Genomic DNA, 22,028 nt, shown 5'->3' with positions numbered 1-22,028 from the left:
GACCAAGTACTTGAGGCTCCGTTAACACGTTAAATTGCTGGGGGGTTTTCCCCCCGGCCAAACCATCCGGTCCAATCCCGTAGCGTGACCTTCGGCCAATCCCATAGGATCACGTCTGGATAAGTTAGAAAACTGAATGACATAAGGTAAATTCCTAGCCGTGGATAGTATTTCTGCGGCTATTTTTTTTTAGGTTGTTCGCCTTTGGCGTTCCCGAAGGGTAGGTTAGTTGGTTGAAGGTTGAACGCGATGGACGAAGTCCCGCTTTCAGCGATCGCGTGGCCTTTTGGCCAAGGTTAGGCGTAGGGTGGGCAAATCATGAAAGTAATACCATAAGATCGCGAATCATGTCGATTTGCCCACCCGACCTGAGTTGAAAGCACTGTAGGGTGGGCAAATTCTGAGAGTTTGACAATTTCATCACGAATCATGTCGATTTGCTCACCAAACAAGAGCGATCGGCGTTCGCGCAGCGTGGCCAAAGGCCTCAGCCGCCCCAAAGGCGATCGCATTACAAGATCGGCGATTGGCCGTAGGCCACGCTACGCGATCGTACTTGTATAATTGAGTTAATCTCAGTTCTGATCTGCACAAGATGCCTAACCGCGATCGCTTCCATTATGGTGTTCGCCGTGCCCTAGAAAAAGACGGGTGGTTGATTACTGATGATCCCCTTCGCCTGCGTTGGGGTAAGCAAGATATGTACGTCGATCTAGCAGCAGAAAAACTGCTCCTAGCTGAGAAAGATCAGCTACAGATTGCTGTTGAGATTAAAACCTTTGGTGGTCCCTCTTCAATTGCTGATGCTCAAAAATCCCTAGGTCAATATTTTATTTATCTCTCTGTGATCAAACGCTTAGAACCTCAACGCAAGCTTTATCTAGCACTCCACGAAGAAGTATATGAAGATTTCTTTACAGAACCCCTGGGAGAAATCATTCTCAGTGATTACAAAGTGCCTATTATTGTCTTTGACCCCGATCGGGAGGTTATTATCCGATGGATAGATTAACTAATTACCGCAAACTAATTCGAGAAATTATCACAAATCATACAAAAGTGCCCTATAAGCATGGAGATATTAAGTTTGAGACGGTCTTTGATCCGGAATCCGATCGCTACCTGCTGATGATTTTAGGCCGTCAGAATAAGCACTATCAGCATGGTTGTTTAATCCATGTTGATATTATCGACGGAAAAATCTGGATTCAACGAGATGGCACAGAAGTTGGAGTGGCTAACGAATTCGTTGAAGCTGGTGTCCCAAAAAAGCAAATTGTTTTGGGTTTTAAGTCACCATTACGCAGGAAAGATACGGAATTTGCCGTTGCGTAGGGCGTACCCTATTAGCGCGATCGCAAAAGCTAGGGTAGTAGATCGCATTCCGTCGGGTAGGGTGGGCAAATACTGTACCGAAGGCAATTTCATCATCAATCCTGACTATTTGCCCACTACAAGCAAGGGGTAGGGTGGGCAAATCATCAACCATAAACGAATAAATCATAAATCTAGTCCATTTGCCCACCCTACTGCTATTTGCCCACCCGACAAGGTGAGGGGTAGTGCGATCGCATTCCGTAGGGTAGGGTGGGCAAATTCTGTACCGAAGGCAATTTCATCATCAATCCTGACTATTTGCCCACTACAAGCAAGGGGTAGGGTGGGCAAATCATCAACCATAAACGAATAAATCATAAATCTAGTCCATTTGCCCACCCTACTGCTCGCTTTGTGTCATGTCCATTTGCCCACTACTCCGGCCCATTTGCCCACCCTACTACTGAATCGGGATTAAACTGAAACACACGATGCTCGCCACGATCAATATCTCAATATGTCGAACTATCGTCGTTCTTATGTGCCAGGAGGAGTATTTTTTCTGACAATAGTCACATATCGCCGTATTCCTCTATTTTCAGATGTTGAGAATATATTTCGGTTACGGAAGGCGATCGCAAAAATGCGGACAGAAAAACCCTTTGACATCACAGCAGCGGTTGTGTTACCGGATCATCTTCATTTTATCTGGTCGTTACCACCGGATGATTCTAATTATTCGAGCGCGAGTCTCTCGGTTTAAGGTGTTATTTACCCGCTCTTTACGGGGAAAACGCTCATTTTCGGTAGATGTTTCTGCTTCTCGTCGTAAGCATCGAGAAAGCAATGTCTGGCAACGTCGGTTTTGGGAGCATACAATTCGTAATGACCATGATTTACACCGACATATAGATTATATTCACTATAATCCAGTTAAACATGGTTTGGTGTCTTGTCCTCATTTGTGGGAATATTCCAGTTTTCACAAATGGGTGGAGCGAGGCAAGTATCGACCCGATTGGGGGTGTTGTTGTGGCAGGAATTTACCACAAATTCAAGCTTTTAGCGATTTAGAAGATTTTGCAGGGGAGTAGGGTGGGCAAATTCTGAATGTGGGGTAGGGTGGGCAAATTATGAATGAAAGACCAATTGATCATCAATCATCGACATGCAGCCCACCCGACAAGAGCGAACACTTTGCTTTAACCCAACCAACAATATAGGTGATCCCATGACCAGCGGGTAGTCGGGTAGGGTGGGCAAAAAATGATAGTTTGGTAATTTCATCAGGAATCCTGTCCATTTGCCCACCCTACTAGCGATCGCACTACTGAGTAGGGTAGGGTGGGCAAAAAATGATAGTTTGGCTTCTTCATCACGAATCATGTCCATTTGCCCACCCGACAAGAGCGATCGCACTACTTTCACCCACATCCGATAATCAGTTAGGATTTTGGGTTTTATCCCGCGAATCCCCCTGGTCATACCTCTCTATTCTCTAGAGACTCCTACCAGGAACGAGCCACACTTATGAGCAAGGTGCGGATCAGCTTCGCATTGAGACTTACCTTAACCATTGGTGGCGGTGGGTTAGAAGTGGGGTGGATGGGGTGAGTCTGTTTGGTTTTGGGTTGGTGGTTTACATGGCTTTAACCCAACAGACCACAGAGGCTTACCCATTCGGTAGGGTAGGGTGGGCAAATAATGAGACTTTGACCATAAGCTCAGTGAGCTAGTCTATTTGCCCACCCTACAAGAGCTTTATCAGCGATCGCACTGAGAGTACAGCAAAGTTACACCGAAAAAATGTCCCTTTGCCCACCCTACCAGCTCGGCGTACGGACTATTGATCTCGGTATGCCTTCAGGATGTCAAACCTCGTCTGGGCCGACACGCTGCCTCCTGCAAAACCAGGAAAACCACTCTGCTGTTTCCACCATTCCGTCTCTCTTTGGGCTACCTTATTTAGATTATCGTCGGTGGGCGGTAAGGATAATAAGCCCTCAGCTTCAAGTTGTTTATAATGGTTTCCTATTTCCCCTGACACTGTCTCCCCGCTCATACTATAGAATTCCTGGACTGGCATAGCCATGACCCCACCAACATGGGTGCGGGGTAAATACTTTGATAACAGTTCGTATGCTTCTTGGCGTCCTCCGCTTTTCCTTGATTCAACCGGACGTGGTTCTACCTTCCATCCTGTGTATGCTCTCATCGCAGCCCCTCCCCTGAACATTCTTGCTACTAAACCAGGCTTCCTCTGTACCACCTCCGTCATATCATGGTCTTCTGTTCTTGTCATCGGGACCTGTGTAATTCGGCAGGCGTTCTCATCCCGCCTCTTCATCCACGCTTTTTTTCCCATTTCTTCGGCTTCTCTTTCTAATTCCACATCGTCGTTGAGCTGTACGCCATTCTTCTGCACCTTTCTCTTCACCCTTGCCTGCTTCTGCTGAACCACATGCCACGCCTCATGGGCCAAATGCTTCTCCTGCCCCGGCCCCACATGAATCTCCGTACCCTGTGCATAAGCTAGAGCCTGCAATTGTGCCGGTTTCTGAGAGTTGTAATGCACCCTCACATCATCCATCGAATAGCCAGAGAGGTTCTCTATTCCTGCCTTGAGGCGATCAGGCAAGCCAGTTTTGTTTTCTTTTACCCTCCTCGATGCCCTCATGCTATCGCCATAAGTCACCGAATCCCCCGTCAACGGTTGTGCTCGACCCTGCACCATCATCCTTTTAGGCTGCACTACCAGATGCCCACCGTGATTCGCCCCTTCTTGGTTTTTCTCCACCGGCTGTCCTATACTTAGCTTTGCTTGCAGCCCCATTTCATACCATCCTGTGTCGGGCACGTATTGTCCCGTTTCCAGGGAGTGCATCACATTAGCCATTCTACTTCCCCATTCCCCGACCCCCTCTAATGCGTTCCACTCCCTGTCCTCTGCATCCAATCTTCTTCTAGAACCCATCACTCTGGAGTCTTTCTTTTTTTGAGCTATTGACAACGAGGTAGAGTGAGAATATTTCGGTTTATAGGTATGAGTAGTGCGCATAGCTATTTCCTTTTACCTTGTACCCTATTAGAAAAGAATATAAGTCGATTCCACCGTCTTAATGGAGCGCGACATGGCACCCCAAACTCAAACCAACTGGTATCACTCTAATATTAGTTCTCTGTTTCAAGAAATCTGGCGAGTTCGTAACTATTTAGAAAACTACATAGAAGGTAAAGAAAATCAACAAATCGTAACTGAAATTATTGACGATACTTCTGCCCTGGCTCAACTTTGTAACAAATTCCTTCTCTCCCCCTTTGAAAGGGATATCCTGCTCATGTGCGCGGGAATGGAAATAGAACCATACTTCCATTCTTTGTTTGCCAAAGCCCAAAAAAATAGTCCAAACAAAAACTATCCTACTCTCAGTTTAGCTTTTGACGCCCTTCCCGGAGCCAATTGGGGTGTCCTTTCTCCCCAACGCCCTTTACTAAACTTGCAACTGCTCCACATAGAACCAGGATTGATCCTAAGCCAGTCCCCCCTCTATATTGACCAGCGTATCCTCTGCTTTCTTTTAGGAGAATATGCCACAGACCAGGAATTAGCAGGAAAGATCAAACCCCAACCGCCTCAGACCAACCTTCATCTTTTGCCTAGCTCTCAGTTAAGTATAGTGGAGCAATTGATCACCATTTGGTCTGGGGGCGAGGGGAGAAATAGCTATCCCGTGGTGCAATTATCTGGCTCGGATCGAAGCACTAAATACCAAATTGCCTCCGCCACTTGTCAGGGTTTGGGGTTAAAGTTACACACTCTAGAACCATTGGCTGTGACCACCAACCCCCAGGAAGTGTACCAACTGGGGAAGCGTTGGGAAAGGGAAGCCCATCTTAGCAATAGTGTCCTGTTTATTGACTGCGATAGTTATAATTTTTCTGAGCCTGGGCGGGAGTTGGCTCTGAGCAAATTTATTGATAGTAACAATACTCCTTTAATCCTCAGCTGCAATGACCGAAAAATTGACTGTCAGCGGACTATTGTTAACCTTGACATCCCCCCATTGAGCCACGAGGAAAAATATTGCCTGTGGGAAAGCCATATAGGGTCAGCAGCAGCAGAACTTAACGGTCAACTTGAGCGCATCGCGGTACAGTTTAACCTCAATCATGCTACTATTCAAGCTGCCTGTGATCAATTCAAAATTCAAAATTCAAAATTCAAAATTCAAGACTCTACTCAATTATGGGATTTCTGCCGCCATAATGCCCGTAATCAATTAGATCACTTAGCGCAACCTATCAATGCTACGGCTACCTGGGACGATTTGGTATTACCAACCCCACAACGGCTGCTTCTTGGGGATATTGCCACTCATCTCAGACACAAGTATAAAGTCTATCAGCAATGGGGTTTCGCCCAAAAAGGCCATCGGGGTTTGGGCATCAGCGCCCTATTTTACGGGGCTAGCGGTACTGGTAAAACCATGGCAGCAGAGGTATTAGCTAAGGAATTTCGCCTGGATCTTTATCGCATCGACCTAAGTAGAGTTGTCAGTAAATATATTGGTGAGACCGAAAAGAATCTGCGGCGGATCTTTGATGCAGCAGAAACCGGAAGTGCTATTCTTCTGTTTGACGAAGCGGATGCCCTGTTTGGTAAGCGTACCCAAGTTCAAGACAGTCACGACCGCCACGCTAACATCGAAGTCAGCTATTTGCTGCAACGCATGGAAGCCTATCAAGGGTTAGCTATTTTGACCACCAATTTCCAAAGCGCCCTCGATAGTGCCTTTTCCCGCCGCATTCGCTTTGTGGTGGAGTTTCCTTTTCCCCAACCCGAAATCCGTACCCAAATTTGGCAGCGCATTTTTCCTGCCCAGACACCAACCCAAAACTTAAATTACCAGAAACTGGGTCAACTCAATGTAGCTGGCGGAAATATTCGCAATATTGCCCTAAATGCCGCCTTTTTGGCCGCCGCCGCCGATGAACCCGTGAACATGGAACATATCTATGAAGCCACAAAACGGGAATATCTTAAATTGAAGAAAATGTTGACAAACGAAGAGATAGAAGGGTGGTTTTAGTTGTGGGGAGTTTTAGGGAATAGGGAATAGGGAATAGGGAATAGGGAACAGGGAACAGGGAATAGGGAATAGGGAATAGGTAGAGTGGGCATCCTGCCCGCTCGAACAGTGGCGTAGGGTGGGCAAATGCTGTACCTCTGACAATTTGATCTGGAATCGGGTCCATTTGCCCACCAAACCTGAAGCGTAGGTAGTGGCGTAGGGTGGGCAAATGCTGATCCAATCACAATAAGATCTCGAATCCTCGACATGCAGCCCACCCTACAAGCTGTTGCTCTTTTTTTGACCTAAGTTAGGTATTTGCCTTGATGAGACTTTTTTCGTGACCGAATTTGCCATTGTGCTATGCCTGATTTTCGGTTTTTTTTGGGTCAGTCTTTTTCTTTGTAAGTTTTATCTAGCGGCAATCACATTATAACTTTTTAAGTAACTTATCATATTCAGTGTGAGAGCCAATCCAAAACCAAACTATTGTATCTGTCTTTTTCATAACTCCTACAGCACGCCAACCGATTCCCACCCTAACAGAGTATATTGGCTCTTGAGTCTGAAGTTTCTTAAACTCTAAACTTGGATGGTTGGGATTCTGTTTCCAAAGTTTATAATTTTTTCGTGCAGTCTGCTTTACTTTTTCTGGTAATTTTCCAAAACAGTTTACAAAGTCATTGGTTAATTCTGACTTCATAATTCATCAAAACCCATAACTTTCGTTTCCCCTATCTTAGATTCATTTAATGCTTTACGGGCTAATTCGTCTAGGAAAGAGGTTTGAGATTGTGATAATGTTTTTTGCCATTTAAGTTCATTCTCAATATCTTCGATTAACTGATGAGCCAGTTCGTCTTGTATCTCTTCTGGTAAATTTTGTGCTTTCTGAAAAGCCTCTGTTAATAGATAAGTCATTAATTTCAGTATTTATCTGGAAAAACGTCTCTAAATAAATGTTAGCTTAAGTTTTCGTTTACATGCCTTACAGCGGCAATAGGGGCGGGGGCGCGGGGCGGGGGCGCGGGGCGGGAGTGTGGGGAGTGCGGGGAGGGTGGGCAAATGCTGAGCCAATTCCCTATTTGATCTGGAATCATCGACCTTTGCCCACCCTACAAGAACTCTGTTCCCTGTTCCCTGTTCCCTGTTCCCTGTTCTCTATTCCCTGTTCCCTATTCCCTGTTCCCTGTTCCCTATTCCCTGTTCCCTATTCCCTGTTCCCTGTTCCCTGTTCTCTGTACCTCACCCAATGGAAAACCGCTATACAAGAACTCAAACCGTTTGAGCTTCATTAATATAAAAAGGATAAACCAGGTTAAACCTAGAATTAGTGACTCGCACGGTATAGGTAACAATTATTAACAACAATCCCTCTATTTCACTGTCCTCTATATTTATCTCCTCCACATCTATACGATGCTCATGGTTCAAAAGAGCATCAGAAATCGTGCCTCTTATTCCCGTAATTAACCCTTGAGTAATTTCCTCAAACAGAAACTGACTCAATTCGCAACCAAAGTCAGGCTGCATAATCCGTTCGGCTGGACGGGTTGACAGGATAATTTCCAAACTTTGGACAATATCCTCGTGATCAGAAACCATCTCCACCGTTCCTGTATCCCGGTTAAATGTCGGGGGAAAACTCCATCCTGTCCCTAAAAAAGAGCGGTTTTCTTCCATTTACCTATTGCCTCTTGCCTCTTGCCTCTTGCCTCTTGCCTATTACCTATTACCTATTACCTATTACCTATTACCCATTACCTATTGCCTCTTGTTCTAGTCAACCTTCCCCTTATCGGTCAATTTTTTTACTATGTTTTCATGTTCTGGTGATGTTAATCCCTGCTGTAAAATTGCTAATACTTGGCCTAAGTCTCCAGTTAGTAAAGCGTCTTGGGCTAACCATAAGCCAGGGAAGTAGTCACTACAGATAATGCCTTTATCATTCGGTTTTAGTTTTATATATTTTCCTTCCCTTAACCGAAACCAATCAAGTTCTCCGTCATAAACCCGCCAAACTAAATATTCTTGAACTTGATTACGTCGGTAAGCTTTTAATTTATCATTTAAATCAATAGAGGCCGTACTAGCTGCTATTTCTACGATTAATTCTGGCGCACCTTCTACATAGCCGTCTTCACTAATCCTTGATTGTCCATCTACCGTTAGTCTTAGTAAAGCATCCGGTTGAGGTTCATTGTCTGCATCTAGACGTACAGTCGCATTATCGCCCACTTCTACCCCTGGTGTAGCTGACCAATATGTACCCAACCAAGTCATAATACGAGCATGGGGATTAGCATGTTGGGTCATTCTTAAGGGTGATGCCATATAAACAACTCCTTCGATTAATTCCGCTTTTTTGACATTGGGCATCTGTGCATAACGCTGTTCAAATTCAACCTGAGTAAGTAGATCTCCACTTTCAAGGGGTGGAATTGGATTTTTTGGTTTTAATATGGTTTGAGACATGGTTGTTTTTAGCAGTAGGATTTGTAGGATTTGTAGGGTGCGTTAGCTTTTAGTGTAACGCACCAAAGTTCGTACAATGGTGCGTTACGCTATCGCTAACACACCCTACGGACTGTTGCCTCTTGCCTCTTGCCTCTTGCCTTTTGCCTCTTGTATCATTTCAGGATAATTACCCTTAATAAAAATCTCCCCCATCTCCCCATCTCCCCATCTCCCCATCTCCCCGCGCCCCCGCCCCACCCTTGCCTCAATTAATATCCACTCTCGAGCCTTTAATCTTGATATAGTTACCCTCCATCACAAGGTCCTTACTTGATTTTATCTTAATTCCTTGATTATCCATCGTGATTGTATTCCCATTTTCATCTTCCAATTTAATCCCTTTATCCTGCTCGGATAATTTAAAGGTATTGCCCTTGGATGTACTAATTTCGATTAACTTATTTTCATCATCAAATATAAGTTTTAGGGAGTTTTTGGTAACTATTCCTTTCTTATTATTTTCCTTGGTTACTGTCAAACCAGGCGGCAAAGCATTTTTACCACTATGCACCGCACCCAGAATTATCGCTTGTCTAGGGTCATCATTGATAAAACCGAGAATAACCTCATCCCCGGTTTCTGGTCTAAAAAAGATACCCCTTTGATTACCAGCCTCAACGGAAGCTAATCTTGCCCAAACAATACCATCTGTTTCAATTGAGGGGATTCTGACTTTTACCCTAAACTGTTTTTCTGGATCCGCTTCATACTTATCCACAATCCCAATTTGCAACCCATGAATAGCTGGAATCAATCCCGCCACTGGTGTATCAAAAATATCATTAGTTTGTTGATAAAACCAGCTAGCTGACAAGCCAAATTGTACATAGGTTTGCCAGCCTTGTCTACTAAATTGATGTCGAATAGCCGTTACTAAAGTTTTGCCATTGAAGCGCTTTCCTATTCCATCAATTTTTATCATATCTCCTGGTTTAATATCAGCAAATCCAGGTAAGTTGAAGCGACCTTTAAACAGTGACAGACGACTTTTTTGTAACTTGGCATCTGCCCAAGCTTTTACTTCCTGGTCATCTAAGGGAGCTAAACTGATTAATTGATAGTTATCTGCACCAATGGTTTTGGCTAATTCATCTCCTTTTAAATTACCCTGGGTGGTAGAAAACTCTTTCGCTTTTTGTGATTGTAATAATTTCTGTGTTTTGATATCCCAAGCTGTACTTTCTACCGACGCTTTCTGATCGCAAATATCAGCTTCCATTTCAAACTGGTAAATTTCATCTTTGCCATACTCAAAGGTATGTTTTAGTTTCCCCTTTAGTAAGGGCTCTTTAACCGTAATTTCGCCATCATCAACTAAAACCCACAGACCATTGACATCCGCACGAGATAAAATGAAATCCCAGTCAGTGCAGTAATATTGCACCATTTCCTTATGCTTTGGTTTAGTTACAGCAGTAGATTTGAATTTTAACCCCCCACCCCCAGTGTTGATGACTTTGCCGATAATATCCTTGTCTGTCATATCTCGAAACACAGCACTTTTTCGTTGGGTGGTTAGTTTGTATGCTGCATCTTTTAAATCAACAGTGAGCAGAGAACTATAGCGATCGGCTTGAACACAGTGTCTAACTATAATTCCCTTAAACACTGTTGCTTCCTTTTGTTTTTCCCCTTCATAGCGAAGCTTAATTTCAATTTCTTTGCCTGGTTTAAAAAACTCTGTATTGCTAATAGCAAATTCTTGGTCTGCCGCGTCACCATCTAATAAAATAATTTGAGCTATCGGGATTTTATTCACCTCTTTGATAATGTCAATCGACATGACATTATATTCAGAGTTCATTTTTTTACCTTTACTCAAAATTGTTGCTGTGACAACACCACTCATTATTTTTTACTTCTCTATTGGCGGTAAATTGATAGTTGTTCCGGTTTTTAACTTTCTGAAGTTATTGACATTATTAGCACGGGCAAGCTGGATATAATAAGCCGAGTCACCATATACCTCTTGAGCCATCACAGGCAACTTATCTCCAGCTTTTATAGTTCTAGTATGGGTAAGATCGGGTGAGCTTTTATTTTCTAATTTAATTCGCTTGGAATCTTCTAGATCACCTTTAAAAACGGTATCTAACTCAGCTCTTATCGGTTGTCCGCTACGGTTGAAAAGTGTATATTTAACATTAACAGATACGAGACGACAATCAAAAATTAAGTCTCCCCATTCAATTTTGAGATATTTAGGCTCATGGATTGTTCCATCCATAAATGTTGTTAGCTTCAGAAAGCGGTCTACTTGCTTGTAAACATCTCTCGTCCCTAAAAGATTGCCAACTAATGAAGCTCCGGCAAACCCAAAACCTCCATAATCTGCTACTCCTGTGTCATCTAAAATTAACTTGAGGGACAAATTCCTGGGTTTGCTGAGAGTATATTTTGCTTCGCGTCCACGGGTATTAATACCCTGCTTAGTTTGATAAACATTCTCGTATTGTAAGGAATAGGATTCCGGATTAAACATGACTTCAAAGGTATCTTCTCCCTTTCCAGTCCGTTTTCCATCTTTATAAACACGAATCTTCAGCTTTTCTAATTTGAAAGGGTTTTTTAGCATATAATGATTATTTGGGTGAAGTATAAATTATTCTTGGGTTTTAGGGAATAGGGAATCGGGAATCGGGAATCGGGAATCGGGAATCGGGAACAGGGAATAGGGAACAGGGAACAGGGAACAGGGAACAGGGAACAGGCAATAGGCAATAGGCACCCACCCCTAACCCCTCCCAGGAGGGGAAGGCAATAGGCAATAGGCAATAGGTAAAAAAGAATGTGTACCTCATAGCTATGATAAACGCTATCTCATGTTATTACAATTACCCTTAAGAAAAATCTCCCCCATCTCCCCATCTCCCTATCTCCCTATCTCCCTATCTCCCTATCTCCCTATCTCCCTATCTCCCTATCTCCCTATCTCCCTATCTCCCTATCTTCCTATCTCCCCCTCTCCCCACCCTCCCCACACTTCCTTACCTTATCTCTCTTTTTTCCGCTCCAGTATCTTCAGTACCTGGGCGACACAAGCAGCAATTATTTCACCTTTTTGTTCATAATTTTCTCCCATCTGGGGAGCTAAAGTATTATCATAACTATGTCCATTATCACTATTTCCATGCTTAGACTCACTATTATCCACAATGTTGGCACGAATAATTAATTCTTTGATTTCCACTGGCATAGCTAAATCCTCACACTTTGAAATCTCACATAGGCTAATTCCATCGTATCTATAACCACAGCATTGGCATTAGCATCTAGATCGGATGTTGACCATTTTACTGGATAAGCTCTCTTAAATAACCAACTAGAAACAGGAACAGTGTTTTCATCAAGCAACATGACTAAGACATTGCTGGGGGCAAATTTCATGGTACTCATAGCAACGTTAAACTCTACATTCAGAGGAGAGCCAATCACCATTCCTCGTTCTAAAACCAGATTGTTATAGGTAACCTGATTAGGCAAACGATGTCTGAAAATATTTTCACCCCCTTCACGGATGTCTGTTGTGCTTATTTCCGCAGAAATTCCCGATACCTTTTGAAAGCGAATATCTAAGGGATTAGGCAGAATTCCACCAATGAAAAAGACGACCATAAAATTAAATCCAACCGGGGGATTTTCAGTCAAAGTAAGTTCCGGAATGGGGAAATTATCTGCCATAACTTACAGCGGTTTTCAATTCGGTGAAGTACAAATTATTGGGTTTTAGGGAACAGGGAGCAGGGAGCAGGGAGCAGGGAAGAGAGAAGAGGAACCCACCCCTAACCCCTCCCAGGAGGGGAACATAGGGAACAGGTCAAAAATATTGTGTACCTGATTAGGTTATAAACCGCTATAGACCTCTTGTAAAAATAGTTATTTGTCCGATAGTGTTATTCTCAATTCTTGATTCCCTGTTCCCTGTTCCCTGTTCCCTGTTCCCTGTTACCGACCATTGCCGGGAACTCTAATGATTATAATGGAGGGTTATTAACCTTGAGAGTATTAGCCATTAGTTCTAAACTTTCAATAGCAACTTCATTGCTAGTGGCATTAAATGACGGTGCATCTAATTTCTTAGGGAAAGCATTTCCAACTTCCCAGGAGACAACTGCTTCACCTGACTCGTCTAACAAGTCAATCCTAAGATCTCGCTTTTCGACGGTATTGAGGTTAATCGTGCTAAACCATTCAAATAAATAGCTGTCTTTTCTGACAATTCCTTTCTGTAGGGTTAGGTTAATGGGAGTGTCCAATCCTGGCATGTACTTTGGCCCATCTTTATAACTCAGGCCATCTCGATAAGTAATCGTTTCAAATTCAATGCTTAATCCCGATACCTCTGAGAAAGCGTGGGAATCATCTCCATCGATGGTGACTCGGTAATAAAATACCGGAATTGGATAAGTATCTTTGATTTGTTGTACTGTGTCTGCCATGATTTATGTTTCCTTAATTACTTTAGGTTTAGTTTGACTGTTATAGCGGTTTGTAATTTGGTGAGGTACAGAGTTTCTGGTTTTAGGGAACAGCGGATCTGGGAACAGGGAAAAGATAAGAGGGAACAGGACAAAAATTTTGTGTACCTCATTAGACTAAAAACCGCTAGATAAGGTAAGCTATCAGCTTAAGCGCTACGCGCACGCTACGCGAACAGCTATCAGCTATCAGCTTAAGCGCTACGCGCACGCTACGCGAACAGCTATTGGCCTATGGCCACGCTACGGGAATGGCTCACGGCTGACCACTGACCGCTGACCACTGACCACTGACCACTGACCACTGACCACTGACCACTGACCACTGACCACTGACCACTGACCACTGACCGCTGAATGCTTACAATTTTGAATTTTGAATTTTGAATTTTGAATTCCCCCTATGCTTCCTGTAATTTATGGGAGAATTTCAGGATAATGAACTCAGCCGGACGGACTGCTGCCAGACCAATTTCCACAATCATCCGTCCTTCTAAAATGTCCTGTGCTCTCATGCTTTTACCCAGTCCGATATTAACAAAGAAAGCTTGTTCAGGAGTGCTACCAGCCAGGGCACCCTGTCGCCATAATCCCTCTAGATAACTTTCAATTAGGGACTTCACTTTCAGCCAGGTGATGGTGTTGTTAGACTCAAAGACCACAAATGCAGTGGCTTTCTGAATCGATTCTTCAATCAGATTGAACAGTCTGCGCACAGGGATATAGCGCCATTCATTGTCATTACCCGCTAAAGTCCTTGCTCCCCAAATTAAAGTTCCTTTTCCGGTAAAGCTACGAATAGCATTGATGGATTTACCGGCGGTGGGATCAACGTTAAGATTTTCCTGTTCCTCGTTGGTAATTTTTTCCGTAGGCGCAAGTACCGATGCCAAGCTGACATTAGCAGGTGCTTTCCAAACTCCCCTGTCCCGATCTACCCTGGCATATACCCCTGCTACAGCAGCACTTGGAGGTAATACGACTCGCTGTTTACCTAGTTCAGTCTTAACCTTGTTATACAAATCTGTTTTAGTAGTTTTGTAATACTCTAGAGGAGGAGGGGTAGTGAGAGGTTTTGCACTACCATCTGAATTTTCTGAATCTGATGATATATCGGCACTACCATCTGAATTTTCTGAATCTGATGATATATCGGCACTACCATCTCCGCTTTGCTTTATTTCAAAATTATTATCAGTGCTATTTCCAGCTTTCCATGTTTTCCATGCGTCGGTAATTTGTTTTACAGTTGCTGTGTTTCTTTTGAGTTTTATTGTTAGAGTCAAGTTACTGTCAATTTCAAAGTCTACATCTGTTGGCTGATTCTTGTCAAGAGTAATAGCTACTTTGGGTTCATCGTTCTCCGGACCGACATAAGTGACTAAAATACCATTAAGGTCTGTGTTGTACACCTTGGGATGTAGGGCTTCGAGAGGTGTTGGATTGACAACTGATGATATATCGTCACTACCATCTCCGTTTTGCTCTATATTGAAGGAATTACCATTGCTATTTTCAGGAATTTTTTTCCATTTTTTCCATTCGGCGATGATGTTTTTTCCTTTTGCACTGCTTGCATTGAGTTTTATTGTTAGAGTCTTAGTATTACGGTCGAGCGAAAAATCGATATTTTGTTTTTGATCTGTACCTGTACTAGTAGTAATAGCTACTTTAGGTTGATCTTCCTTATTCCCTGTATACGTGACTAGAATACCTTTAGGGTCTGTGGTGTATTCAAAGCGTATGTCTAGGACTGATACAGTTACAGAAACATCGGTGTAATAGTAGTTGAGTGATGTTTGGAGGTAGGGAGAATAAGCTGCGCCATATTTTAAATATGCTGTACCAATTCCATCTCGGAATTCATCAACTTTATCTTTCATAACGTCGAAGATTGCAAACCGATCTTTTAATTTATTGCATTGCATCAAAGCTTGTCCACAAAGATCGTAATAATCGGTTTCAGTACTTAAATTAGCGGCATCGGTAAGCATGATTAAAGTGGGTTCATCTTCTTTTTATAAAGCTGATAAGCCTGCTCTAAAATCATTATTTTTTTTAGTTCCGTTGTAATTACCCACCGAAACAATGTAACAACTGCCCCCACCGTTATCAAAATACATCCGCAAGGCATAATACATTAAATACTTGAATTCAGGAGGTTCAATGCTAGCAATACCATCTCCGTTTGCTGTTACTACAAATTTACTTGCTTGAGCTTTGCCAAACAAAGTTTCATAGTCAAGCAGTGAACTAATTCGAGTGGGTGTATTGGTTAAATCTTCACTGCCTCGTTTAGCTTTCTCTGTGTAACCGATAAAAGCTGGAATCGCTGTAGATACCTCAGCGACTGAGGGGGGAAATGTAGAAATTTCCTCGACATAAACATTGGGAGTTTTATACGTTACCATGGTTCAATCCTTACGTTTCAATTTTTATAGGTATTTCAGGGCATTAATGACTTGAATTCCGTTCTGATTAGGGGGATTAGGTAAATGATCAATCCACACAGAGGGATCGCCAAGTTCAGTCTTTTTCTTTTTTAAAAGTTGAATATTTTTTATCCCAGCTTCCTGACAAGCAATTTCTGAGTCAGATTTAAAGAGATATTTTGGAAATTCAGGAACAGGAAATTGTTGGTTAAGGGCAGAAAATATTGGATCTGTTTTTTCAGCTTCGGCACTCGTAGATCTAGTAAATTGAATTTTTGGTTTCCTGGTCGGATCTTTATCTTCAATCAAGAATTCATCGCCATTAGTTAACTGATCTGTTACCAGGTAATAGCGCCAGTGTTGTTTTTTGGCTTGAAAGGTGATTTGATAGTCACTATATTTACTGCCCTGATTCGAATCTTTAAAAGATTTAGGCATAGAGGAGTTATTATAAATATAGACTATGCCAAAAAACGGCTGTCCCCTGGGTAATTTGTGATCAGACAATTTAAGTAGTAAGACAAATCGGTATAGTCGTTCTCTAATCAGCCGTAAAATAGTAATCAGCCTTAAAATAGCAAGTATCACTACTTCTTGATCACTACCAGGCAATCTAGTTCTAGTTCTTTCTAAGTCTGACACTCCAATTTTAGTATTCCTTTCATTACTAAACAGGTAAATAACATTATCAACGGGTTTCCATTCAATATCTGTGAAATCTATAAAATCTTGATTTTTGATTTTCAATATAAAAGTAAATCGCAAATTATCAGCAAGCTCTACCCAGGGTTTCTGTTCTGAATTTTCTGAATTTTCTGATTTTTCTGAATCTTCTGAATCTTCTGAATCTTCTGAATCTTCTGAACCTACTGAAACTACTGGGGCAATGACCACTATTCCGTTAACTTTATTCTTAACAATCAGACGATGACCCCTAAGTACCCTACGACATTCAGGTGTTGGTTCAACACTTAAGTCCGGGCAGACTTTATCCCGATAATAGTCGTGAAGAATACTTAATTCAAAGAGTGGCTTATAAAGCATAATCTAGATGACCCTTGGGTTTTAGTTTGGCGGCGATACTAGATTCTTGAACTACTAACTTCCTTCTCAGTTACATCAGAGCCAATTTCCACCGTATCCCCATCGGCAAAGACAACCATTCTGACTTTATAAATGACTGAAGGCATATAAGACATGCCTAAACCAGACCAAACCTCTCTTTGTTCAGTAAAAGGCAAATTAACCAGTTCTATGGTCAACTTTTGGATCTCCGAACTGAGGGTTGGAGAGTTACGACAATCAAATAATCGATGACTTTGAAAGTATTTGATAATTAGGGATAAAAACTTTAAAGATTGCCGGTAATTAGTAAAATTAGCAGCATAGAGAACGTATAAATTGAGGTAAAGATTAGGGTTGTTTTGCTGGTTACCCCCCTGATTAGGCATCCTTTCATAGGCGGCACCAGAACGAAAGGTATAGTCTTCTTCTAAGTTGACTAATAAGGTAGTAATCGCATTCTCTTCTAAGGAAACTTCTTTCCCGTTGCGATCCTGAAGAAATAAGACCTCAAAAGCCTGACCCCCGGTTTTTACTCGGATGTAGCTGTTGAGTTGTTCCTTAAGAAACGAGAGAACATGTTCCAACATAGGTAGTATCTATCCCGCCTAATAATTGGAGGATAATCTTGACAAGAAGACTATGGAATAGGGCAATAGGTTTTCTATACTTATAACTGCCACCAAAATAACCCTAACATGAAAAACAACAAAAGAGAGAAAATCCCTAAAAATGAAATATATCGTAACATTTTTAGGAATATTCAACAATGAAATATATCGTAATATTTTTAGGAATATAGCGGTTTTTAATTGGGTGAGGTACAGAGTCCTTGGTTTTAGGGAACAGGGAACAGGGAACAGGGAACAGGGAAAAAATCCTGTGTACCTCATTAGGATAGAAACCGCTATATTCAACTCGGATCATTTTTCGTAAGCAGTCAGCAGTCAGCAGTCAGCAGTCAGCCGTTGGCCGTTGGCCACGCTACTTGAGGTGCTTATAGCGTTTCTTATAGCTATGAGGTACACAGGATTTTTGGCATTGCTGAGGGGCGGGATGAATAGGAGTGGGGTGGGCATCCTGCCCGCCTGGGAATATTGATAACGGGCAAGATGCCCATTCCACCAAGATGCCCGTTCCACCAACATGCCCATTCCACCAAGATGCCCGTTCCACCAAGATGCCCGTTCCACCAACATGCCCATTCCACCAAGATGCCCGTTCCACCATGATGCCCATTCCACTGCAAGATGCCCGTTCCCCCAACATGGCCGTTCCACCAACATGCCCGTTCCACCAACATGCCCGTTCCACCAACATGCCCGTTCCACGGCAACTGGAAATCAACGGTTAACATCACCTACGTTTCCTGAGCTGATGTTAACCGTTGAGCAGGTTTTGACTGCTGGGAATTTAAACTAACGGCAATATAGCAGTTCTCATATTCCCTACTCCCTACTCCCTACTCCCTGTTCCCGACTCCCGACTCCCAGATTGCTATAATGATTGATAGATTTGACGTTCTCGGTTAATAAAAATATCAGCTAATATCTGATAAGCTTCTGTCCAAGCTACTATCATTTCCTCTGTCGCCGCTTCATCCAACACATCCTTCATCGCTTGTAGTAAACTCTCTCCCACAATGGGATATTGTTCTGGTTTAACATTGGTTTTTACATGACGATGGGCAATCAACTCAACCATTGATTTTAAATCCTCCGGATTATCAATTTTGGTAGCATAACTATAGACTGCTGTAGCTAATTTTGCTGGTTGAGAACCATTAGCTTGAGCTGACATATCAAACTGTGCTTTTACCTCTGGATGGTTGTGAAACATGATTTCATACATCCGAGTAGTAATTTGCTTACCATGCTTTTTGAGGAGGGGGGCTGTGGACTTGATGATATCTATGGTTTCTTGGCTAACCTGATTCACCGGTAAGGGCTGTTCCGAGAGGGTTAGCACAAATTTCAGATTCTCTTGGGCTTGTAACCTATGAGGTGCTTTAGCAGGTATAAAGATAAAAACTCCTGCTTCTAAGGTTATCTCTTTCTGGTCTAAGGTCAGAATTCCTTTCCCTTCAATTACCGTGATTGCGGCATTACGAGGTGAAGTATGCTCCTCGATTGCTGTACCTTTTGCCAAACAAAATAGGGTGTATTGGCAATTGTTATCCTTGAGCAAAAAGTTACTAATTATCCCTGTATCTGGATAGTAAACTAATTTTTGTAGGGAAGTGCTAAACGATGTGTTTGCTTTAGCGATCGCATTACCCATTATCCTTTCCTCATCTCAAATTTAGCTAGGAAGTTCTAAGATTTGGAAATATCTCTGAACTCGTTGCTACTTTTACTGTGACAGAAATAGTTAGGGCTGTCCTTGAGCTAGCTCATAAAGGAAGTAAAAGCAAAGGGAGTAGGGAGTAGGGAGTAGGGAAAGGGAGGGAAGTGTGGGGGGATGGGGAGATGGGGAGATGGGGAGATGGGGAGATGGGGAGATGGGGAAATGGGGAGTCAGATGAGGATATGCATCAAGACCATTAGAAAAAAAGTATTTAAAGATACCAAATTAATCTCAAACTAATTCTTCCCTCTCCTCCCTCTCCCCACACTCTTGTGCTCTCCCCTCTCTCCCCACACTACCCCCTCTCCCCACACTCTTCTCCCTGTTCCCTGTTCCCTGCTCCCTGTTCCCTGCTCCCTGCTCCCTGCTCCCTGCTCCCTACCGAATTGAGAAATACTATAACTATCAAACACTCTCAAAGGACTGGTAGGCATGGTCTCATCCATAGAACAATTAGCTCAAGTCTGGGTGCTGAAAGACCTAGAAACCTCAGCGCTAGAGAATCTTCAGCCTTATACCAAAGTACGGACTTATTTGCGGGATGAGATTGTGATCTACGAGGGCGATCGCCTCCCCTGCCAACTCTATGCCTTAATCAAGGGAACTCTGCAAATTAAAAAAACCGGGACGAGTGGTAAAGAAAGCCTTTTGCGCATCATCCCTGAGGGGGATATTTTTGCGGCTCCGGCAATTTTTGGTAATGGTATTGCTCCCGCAACAGTTATTTGTCAGGTGGACTCGCAAGTGCTAACCATAGAACGAGAGGCGCTGTTAGATACCATTCGCCATACCCCAGAAGTGGCGTTGCGAATCCTGGAAGTCTTTAATCAACGCCTGCAACAAATTCACAACACCGTACATGGACTAATTTCAGAAAGGGCAATTGTACGACTGGTGCGTCTACTGCAATACTATGCAACTCGCTATGGAACTCAGTCTGTTGCTCAGGGAGACTCCTTAAATGTCAACCTTCCGTACTATCAAATTGCTCGCAGTATAGGTATAACCTATGAAGAATGCGTGCGTTTGTTCAAAAAGATAAATTCGATCAATTCAGTGGTTACCTACAAGCGGGGAGGCAAAATTATTATCAATGACTGGCAGCAGTTAGATGCGTTCGCGAAGCGTAGCCCTTCGGGCTAATCGCGGACAACGAAGTAGGATGAATCAAGCGCTGAAAGTTTTGTTAATTATGAATCTTTCTGCTCAGTTTGTGACTCCTTAGCGTCTGATGTCGGATTATTCATCTCGTCTTTGAAGCCTCTGAGGGTTTTCCCTAGGGCGCTGCCGATTTCAGGAATTTTCTTCGGTCCAAAAATCACAACCGCCACAACGCCAATAATCATTACTTCCGGCCATCCTAAACCAAACATATCAATTTCCTCCAAACTCCTTTTAACCTAGAATTAACCTTGAACTGCTTGATAGCACTTAGCCCATCCTACTTCACAGCAAAGCCAAAAAATTGTCTAGCTAATCTACTCTATGGTTTTACTAGGCGCAGAATCAACCTAGCTCAATCTAGGTAGCAGACTCAATGTAGTCATTTTCGGGTGGGCAGGATGCCCACCCCACTCATATTCATCCCGCCCCTCAGCAATGCACCCCTAGTCCATGGTACTAGGAAGGAATTCCATGCGTTCGCGTAGCGTGGCCTACGGCCAATCGCAAACAAAATCCTAGATCCAATCCCAGCAGTAACAAAGTTTTGTGTAGCGCTAAAGGATTGCCCATGGCAAGCTGATATCCTAAGCTTATCCGAAGTCCATACTTAGGATGTCTTGCTCCAATTGATGGTCACCGATAAGGTGAGAAGATAGAGGTAGTTGGATGAAGGAGGAAAGATAAAGTATAAAAATCTACCATTTGCAAAGGTTACAATCAATGCAATGGTTGATACTTCAAGTCTTGTATGCCTTTTATCTTTTGCCTACCCCTCTTGTTAAGGGGGATAATGGGGGGAGAACCCATCCAACCCTTTTGTCTGCAAGCCTGTTGCCTCAATGTTACCCATAGCCTTTAAGTGTTAAGGAATGTCAACCACTTCCACGCCATCCCTAAGAACCCAACAAAACCCTCTGTGCGCTAAGCTGGCGGACTGTATTGAATCGAACTGGCGGCGCTACTTCGACCTTTCGACCTATGATTTACCAGCCGAGTTAGGCTACGTGGAAGGACGGCTTGAGGGAGAGAAACTGACTATCGAAAACCATTGCTATCAAACACGTCAGTTTCGGAAAATGCACCTGGAATTGGCAAAAATAGGTGAGATGTTGGACATTTTACACTGTGTAATGTTTCCTCGTCCAGAGTATGCTTTGCCCATGTTTGGCTGTGATGTGGTGGCAGCTAGAGGACAAATCAGCGCTGCGATCGCAGACCTTTCTCCACTCCACCCTAAACGTACCTTACCAGAAGCCTATCACTGTTCTTTAGAGACCCTACCAAAACCTGAGTTTAAACAGCCCCGTGACTTACCACCTTGGGCGGACATTTTTTCAGAATTTTGCATTTTTGTGCGTCCCAATGGTCCAGAAGAAGAAGCACAGTTCCTGGCATGGGTGGATGATTTATTACAGATTCACTGTGCCCATGCTGCAAATGCCCTACCGGTCTCTAGAGAAAAGCAAGCAGAAATTATTGCAGGTCAACACTATTATTGCAGCAAGCAGCGGCAGAATGACAAAACCCGGCGGGTGCTTGAAAAAGCGTTTGGTGTTGAATGGGCAGAGAACTATATGACCTCCGTACTATTTGACTTGCCAGGATCTTGATACTTAATGAATGGTAAAGCTGATTAGTTT

The 22,028-nt window shown here is 43.0% G+C and carries 34 protein-coding genes; 8 read left to right on the top strand and 26 right to left on the bottom strand.

Going from position 1 to position 22,028, the window contains the following annotated elements:
* Positions 1-296: 296 nt before the first annotated feature.
* Positions 297-512, bottom strand: coding sequence for a hypothetical protein (locus F6K49_RS19150; protein WP_293026168.1), 216 nt, complete (start codon positions 510-512; stop codon positions 297-299).
* Between the two features lie 83 nt (positions 513-595).
* Here F6K49_RS19150 and F6K49_RS19145 point away from each other — a divergent pair, with 83 nt between their 5' ends.
* Entirely contained in the window at positions 596-1,012 is a 417-nt protein-coding gene (locus F6K49_RS19145) for an element excision factor XisH family protein (RefSeq protein ID WP_293026166.1), read from the top strand.
* Positions 1,000-1,335 carry a XisI protein gene (locus F6K49_RS19140; RefSeq protein ID WP_293026164.1) on the top strand — a complete coding sequence of 112 codons (336 nt, stop codon included), beginning with the start codon at positions 1,000-1,002 and terminating at the stop codon, positions 1,333-1,335. The genes F6K49_RS19145 and F6K49_RS19140 overlap by 13 nt, the downstream gene beginning before the upstream one ends.
* Here the strand turns inward: F6K49_RS19140 and F6K49_RS19135 are convergent.
* Both F6K49_RS19135 and F6K49_RS19130 read right to left on the bottom strand, forming a co-directional pair.
* On the bottom strand, positions 1,289-1,504 hold the full coding sequence (locus F6K49_RS19135; RefSeq protein ID WP_293026162.1) for a hypothetical protein: 216 nt from the start codon (positions 1,502-1,504) through the stop codon (positions 1,289-1,291). The two genes, F6K49_RS19140 and F6K49_RS19135, sit on opposite strands and share 47 nt — an antisense overlap.
* The gene (locus F6K49_RS19130) at positions 1,501-1,695 is read right to left on the bottom strand and encodes a hypothetical protein (protein ID WP_293026160.1); all 195 of its coding nucleotides are present in this window, start codon (positions 1,693-1,695) and stop codon (positions 1,501-1,503) included. The genes F6K49_RS19135 and F6K49_RS19130 overlap by 4 nt, the downstream gene beginning before the upstream one ends.
* Positions 1,696-1,919: 224 nt before the next feature.
* Between F6K49_RS19130 and F6K49_RS19125 the strand changes: the two genes are divergently transcribed.
* Entirely contained in the window at positions 1,920-2,411 is a 492-nt protein-coding gene (locus tag F6K49_RS19125; protein ID WP_293099165.1) for a hypothetical protein, read from the top strand.
* 37 nt (positions 2,412-2,448) lie between these two features.
* On the opposite strand, the gene F6K49_RS19120 is transcribed toward F6K49_RS19125, so the two are convergent.
* Together F6K49_RS19120 and F6K49_RS19115 are read right to left on the bottom strand one after the other, a co-directional pair.
* Entirely contained in the window at positions 2,449-2,802 is a 354-nt protein-coding gene (locus F6K49_RS19120) for a hypothetical protein (protein ID WP_293026156.1), read from the bottom strand.
* A 358-nt stretch (positions 2,803-3,160) separates the two neighbouring features.
* Positions 3,161-4,375 (bottom strand): DUF4157 domain-containing protein, encoded by a 1,215-nt coding sequence (locus F6K49_RS19115; RefSeq protein ID WP_293026154.1) that lies wholly within the window; start codon positions 4,373-4,375, stop codon positions 3,161-3,163.
* Positions 4,376-4,448: 73 nt separating this feature from the next.
* Here F6K49_RS19115 and F6K49_RS19110 point away from each other — a divergent pair, with 73 nt between their 5' ends.
* Positions 4,449-6,407, top strand: coding sequence for an ATP-binding protein (locus F6K49_RS19110; protein ID WP_293099162.1), 1,959 nt, complete (start codon positions 4,449-4,451; stop codon positions 6,405-6,407).
* Here F6K49_RS19110 and F6K49_RS19105 read toward each other — a convergent pair.
* From F6K49_RS19105 to F6K49_RS19095, 3 genes are all read right to left on the bottom strand, one after another.
* On the bottom strand, positions 6,404-6,634 hold the full coding sequence (locus F6K49_RS19105; RefSeq protein WP_293017995.1) for a hypothetical protein: 231 nt from the start codon (positions 6,632-6,634) through the stop codon (positions 6,404-6,406). The two genes, F6K49_RS19110 and F6K49_RS19105, sit on opposite strands and share 4 nt — an antisense overlap.
* 185 nt (positions 6,635-6,819) lie before the next feature.
* Entirely contained in the window at positions 6,820-7,092 is a 273-nt protein-coding gene (locus tag F6K49_RS19100) for a hypothetical protein (RefSeq protein ID WP_293017996.1), read from the bottom strand.
* Entirely contained in the window at positions 7,089-7,310 is a 222-nt protein-coding gene (locus tag F6K49_RS19095) for a hypothetical protein (protein ID WP_287314436.1), read from the bottom strand. Before F6K49_RS19095 ends, F6K49_RS19100 begins: the two co-directional genes overlap by 4 nt.
* A gap of 62 nt (positions 7,311-7,372) precedes the next feature.
* Here F6K49_RS19095 and F6K49_RS19090 point away from each other — a divergent pair, with 62 nt between their 5' ends.
* Positions 7,373-7,687: a hypothetical protein gene (locus F6K49_RS19090; protein WP_293071432.1), complete on the top strand. Its 315-nt coding sequence runs from the start codon at positions 7,373-7,375 to the stop codon at positions 7,685-7,687.
* Here F6K49_RS19090 and F6K49_RS19085 read toward each other — a convergent pair.
* The 17 genes from F6K49_RS19085 to F6K49_RS19005 form a co-directional block, all read right to left on the bottom strand.
* Positions 7,665-8,072 carry a GPW/gp25 family protein gene (locus tag F6K49_RS19085; RefSeq protein WP_293071431.1) on the bottom strand — a complete coding sequence of 136 codons (408 nt, stop codon included), beginning with the start codon at positions 8,070-8,072 and terminating at the stop codon, positions 7,665-7,667. The genes F6K49_RS19090 and F6K49_RS19085 overlap by 23 nt on opposite strands.
* A 96-nt stretch (positions 8,073-8,168) precedes the next feature.
* A complete protein-coding gene (locus F6K49_RS19080; protein WP_293071430.1) occupies positions 8,169-8,864 on the bottom strand; it encodes a Uma2 family endonuclease in 696 nt (231 codons plus the stop codon).
* Positions 8,865-9,111: 247 nt separating this feature from the next.
* On the bottom strand, positions 9,112-10,755 hold the full coding sequence (gene vgrG, locus F6K49_RS19075; RefSeq protein WP_293038411.1) for a type VI secretion system tip protein VgrG: 1,644 nt from the start codon (positions 10,753-10,755) through the stop codon (positions 9,112-9,114).
* Positions 10,756-10,761: 6 nt separating this feature from the next.
* Positions 10,762-11,481 carry a hypothetical protein gene (locus tag F6K49_RS19070; RefSeq protein ID WP_070396065.1) on the bottom strand — a complete coding sequence of 240 codons (720 nt, stop codon included), beginning with the start codon at positions 11,479-11,481 and terminating at the stop codon, positions 10,762-10,764.
* Between the two features lie 40 nt (positions 11,482-11,521).
* Positions 11,522-11,707, bottom strand: coding sequence for a hypothetical protein (locus tag F6K49_RS19065; protein WP_293099157.1), 186 nt, complete (start codon positions 11,705-11,707; stop codon positions 11,522-11,524).
* A gap of 191 nt (positions 11,708-11,898) precedes the next feature.
* The gene (locus F6K49_RS19060) at positions 11,899-12,102 is read right to left on the bottom strand and encodes a DUF5908 family protein (protein ID WP_293099153.1); all 204 of its coding nucleotides are present in this window, start codon (positions 12,100-12,102) and stop codon (positions 11,899-11,901) included.
* A 2-nt stretch (positions 12,103-12,104) separates the two neighbouring features.
* Entirely contained in the window at positions 12,105-12,587 is a 483-nt protein-coding gene (locus F6K49_RS19055) for a phage tail protein (protein WP_293018011.1), read from the bottom strand.
* Positions 12,588-12,880: 293 nt separating this feature from the next.
* Positions 12,881-13,345: a phage tail protein gene (locus tag F6K49_RS19050; RefSeq protein ID WP_293018013.1), complete on the bottom strand. Its 465-nt coding sequence runs from the start codon at positions 13,343-13,345 to the stop codon at positions 12,881-12,883.
* A 17-nt stretch (positions 13,346-13,362) separates the two neighbouring features.
* Positions 13,363-13,497 (bottom strand): hypothetical protein, encoded by a 135-nt coding sequence (locus F6K49_RS19045; protein ID WP_293018015.1) that lies wholly within the window; start codon positions 13,495-13,497, stop codon positions 13,363-13,365.
* A 111-nt stretch (positions 13,498-13,608) separates the two neighbouring features.
* Positions 13,609-13,731, bottom strand: coding sequence for a hypothetical protein (locus tag F6K49_RS19040; protein ID WP_293018017.1), 123 nt, complete (start codon positions 13,729-13,731; stop codon positions 13,609-13,611).
* A gap of 54 nt (positions 13,732-13,785) precedes the next feature.
* A complete protein-coding gene (locus tag F6K49_RS19035; RefSeq protein ID WP_293099149.1) occupies positions 13,786-15,378 on the bottom strand; it encodes a phage tail sheath C-terminal domain-containing protein in 1,593 nt (530 codons plus the stop codon).
* A 24-nt stretch (positions 15,379-15,402) separates the two neighbouring features.
* Entirely contained in the window at positions 15,403-15,795 is a 393-nt protein-coding gene (locus tag F6K49_RS19030) for a hypothetical protein (protein ID WP_293099146.1), read from the bottom strand.
* 24 nt (positions 15,796-15,819) lie between these two features.
* The gene (locus F6K49_RS19025) at positions 15,820-16,860 is read right to left on the bottom strand and encodes a hypothetical protein (RefSeq protein ID WP_293099143.1); all 1,041 of its coding nucleotides are present in this window, start codon (positions 16,858-16,860) and stop codon (positions 15,820-15,822) included.
* A gap of 38 nt (positions 16,861-16,898) precedes the next feature.
* On the bottom strand, positions 16,899-17,468 hold the full coding sequence (locus F6K49_RS19020; protein ID WP_293099140.1) for a DUF4255 domain-containing protein: 570 nt from the start codon (positions 17,466-17,468) through the stop codon (positions 16,899-16,901).
* An 18-nt stretch (positions 17,469-17,486) separates the two neighbouring features.
* Complete coding sequence (locus F6K49_RS19015) at positions 17,487-17,771, bottom strand: hypothetical protein (protein WP_293099137.1); 285 nt, start codon at positions 17,769-17,771, stop codon at positions 17,487-17,489.
* A gap of 91 nt (positions 17,772-17,862) precedes the next feature.
* A complete protein-coding gene (locus F6K49_RS19010; RefSeq protein WP_293099134.1) occupies positions 17,863-18,225 on the bottom strand; it encodes a hypothetical protein in 363 nt (120 codons plus the stop codon).
* Between the two features lie 150 nt (positions 18,226-18,375).
* Positions 18,376-19,158, bottom strand: coding sequence for a globin domain-containing protein (locus tag F6K49_RS19005; RefSeq protein ID WP_293099131.1), 783 nt, complete (start codon positions 19,156-19,158; stop codon positions 18,376-18,378).
* A gap of 180 nt (positions 19,159-19,338) precedes the next feature.
* Between F6K49_RS19005 and F6K49_RS19000 the strand changes: the two genes are divergently transcribed.
* Both F6K49_RS19000 and F6K49_RS18995 read left to right on the top strand, forming a co-directional pair.
* Positions 19,339-19,464: a hypothetical protein gene (locus tag F6K49_RS19000; protein WP_293018031.1), complete on the top strand. Its 126-nt coding sequence runs from the start codon at positions 19,339-19,341 to the stop codon at positions 19,462-19,464.
* Between the two features lie 192 nt (positions 19,465-19,656).
* Positions 19,657-20,367 carry a Crp/Fnr family transcriptional regulator gene (locus tag F6K49_RS18995; RefSeq protein WP_293099128.1) on the top strand — a complete coding sequence of 237 codons (711 nt, stop codon included), beginning with the start codon at positions 19,657-19,659 and terminating at the stop codon, positions 20,365-20,367.
* Positions 20,368-20,414: 47 nt separating this feature from the next.
* On the opposite strand, the gene F6K49_RS18990 is transcribed toward F6K49_RS18995, so the two are convergent.
* Complete coding sequence (locus F6K49_RS18990; protein WP_364302334.1) at positions 20,415-20,612, bottom strand: twin-arginine translocase TatA/TatE family subunit; 198 nt, start codon at positions 20,610-20,612, stop codon at positions 20,415-20,417.
* Between the two features lie 645 nt (positions 20,613-21,257).
* Between F6K49_RS18990 and F6K49_RS18985 the strand changes: the two genes are divergently transcribed.
* Positions 21,258-21,998 (top strand): phycocyanobilin:ferredoxin oxidoreductase, encoded by a 741-nt coding sequence (locus tag F6K49_RS18985; RefSeq protein WP_293018035.1) that lies wholly within the window; start codon positions 21,258-21,260, stop codon positions 21,996-21,998.
* Positions 21,999-22,028: the final 30 nt, after the last annotated feature.

The sequence above is a fragment of the Moorena sp. SIO3I6 genome (assembly GCF_010672095.1).
The sequence above is the reverse complement of the archived record's forward strand: the minus strand, read 5'-3'. Positions and strand labels throughout refer to the sequence as shown.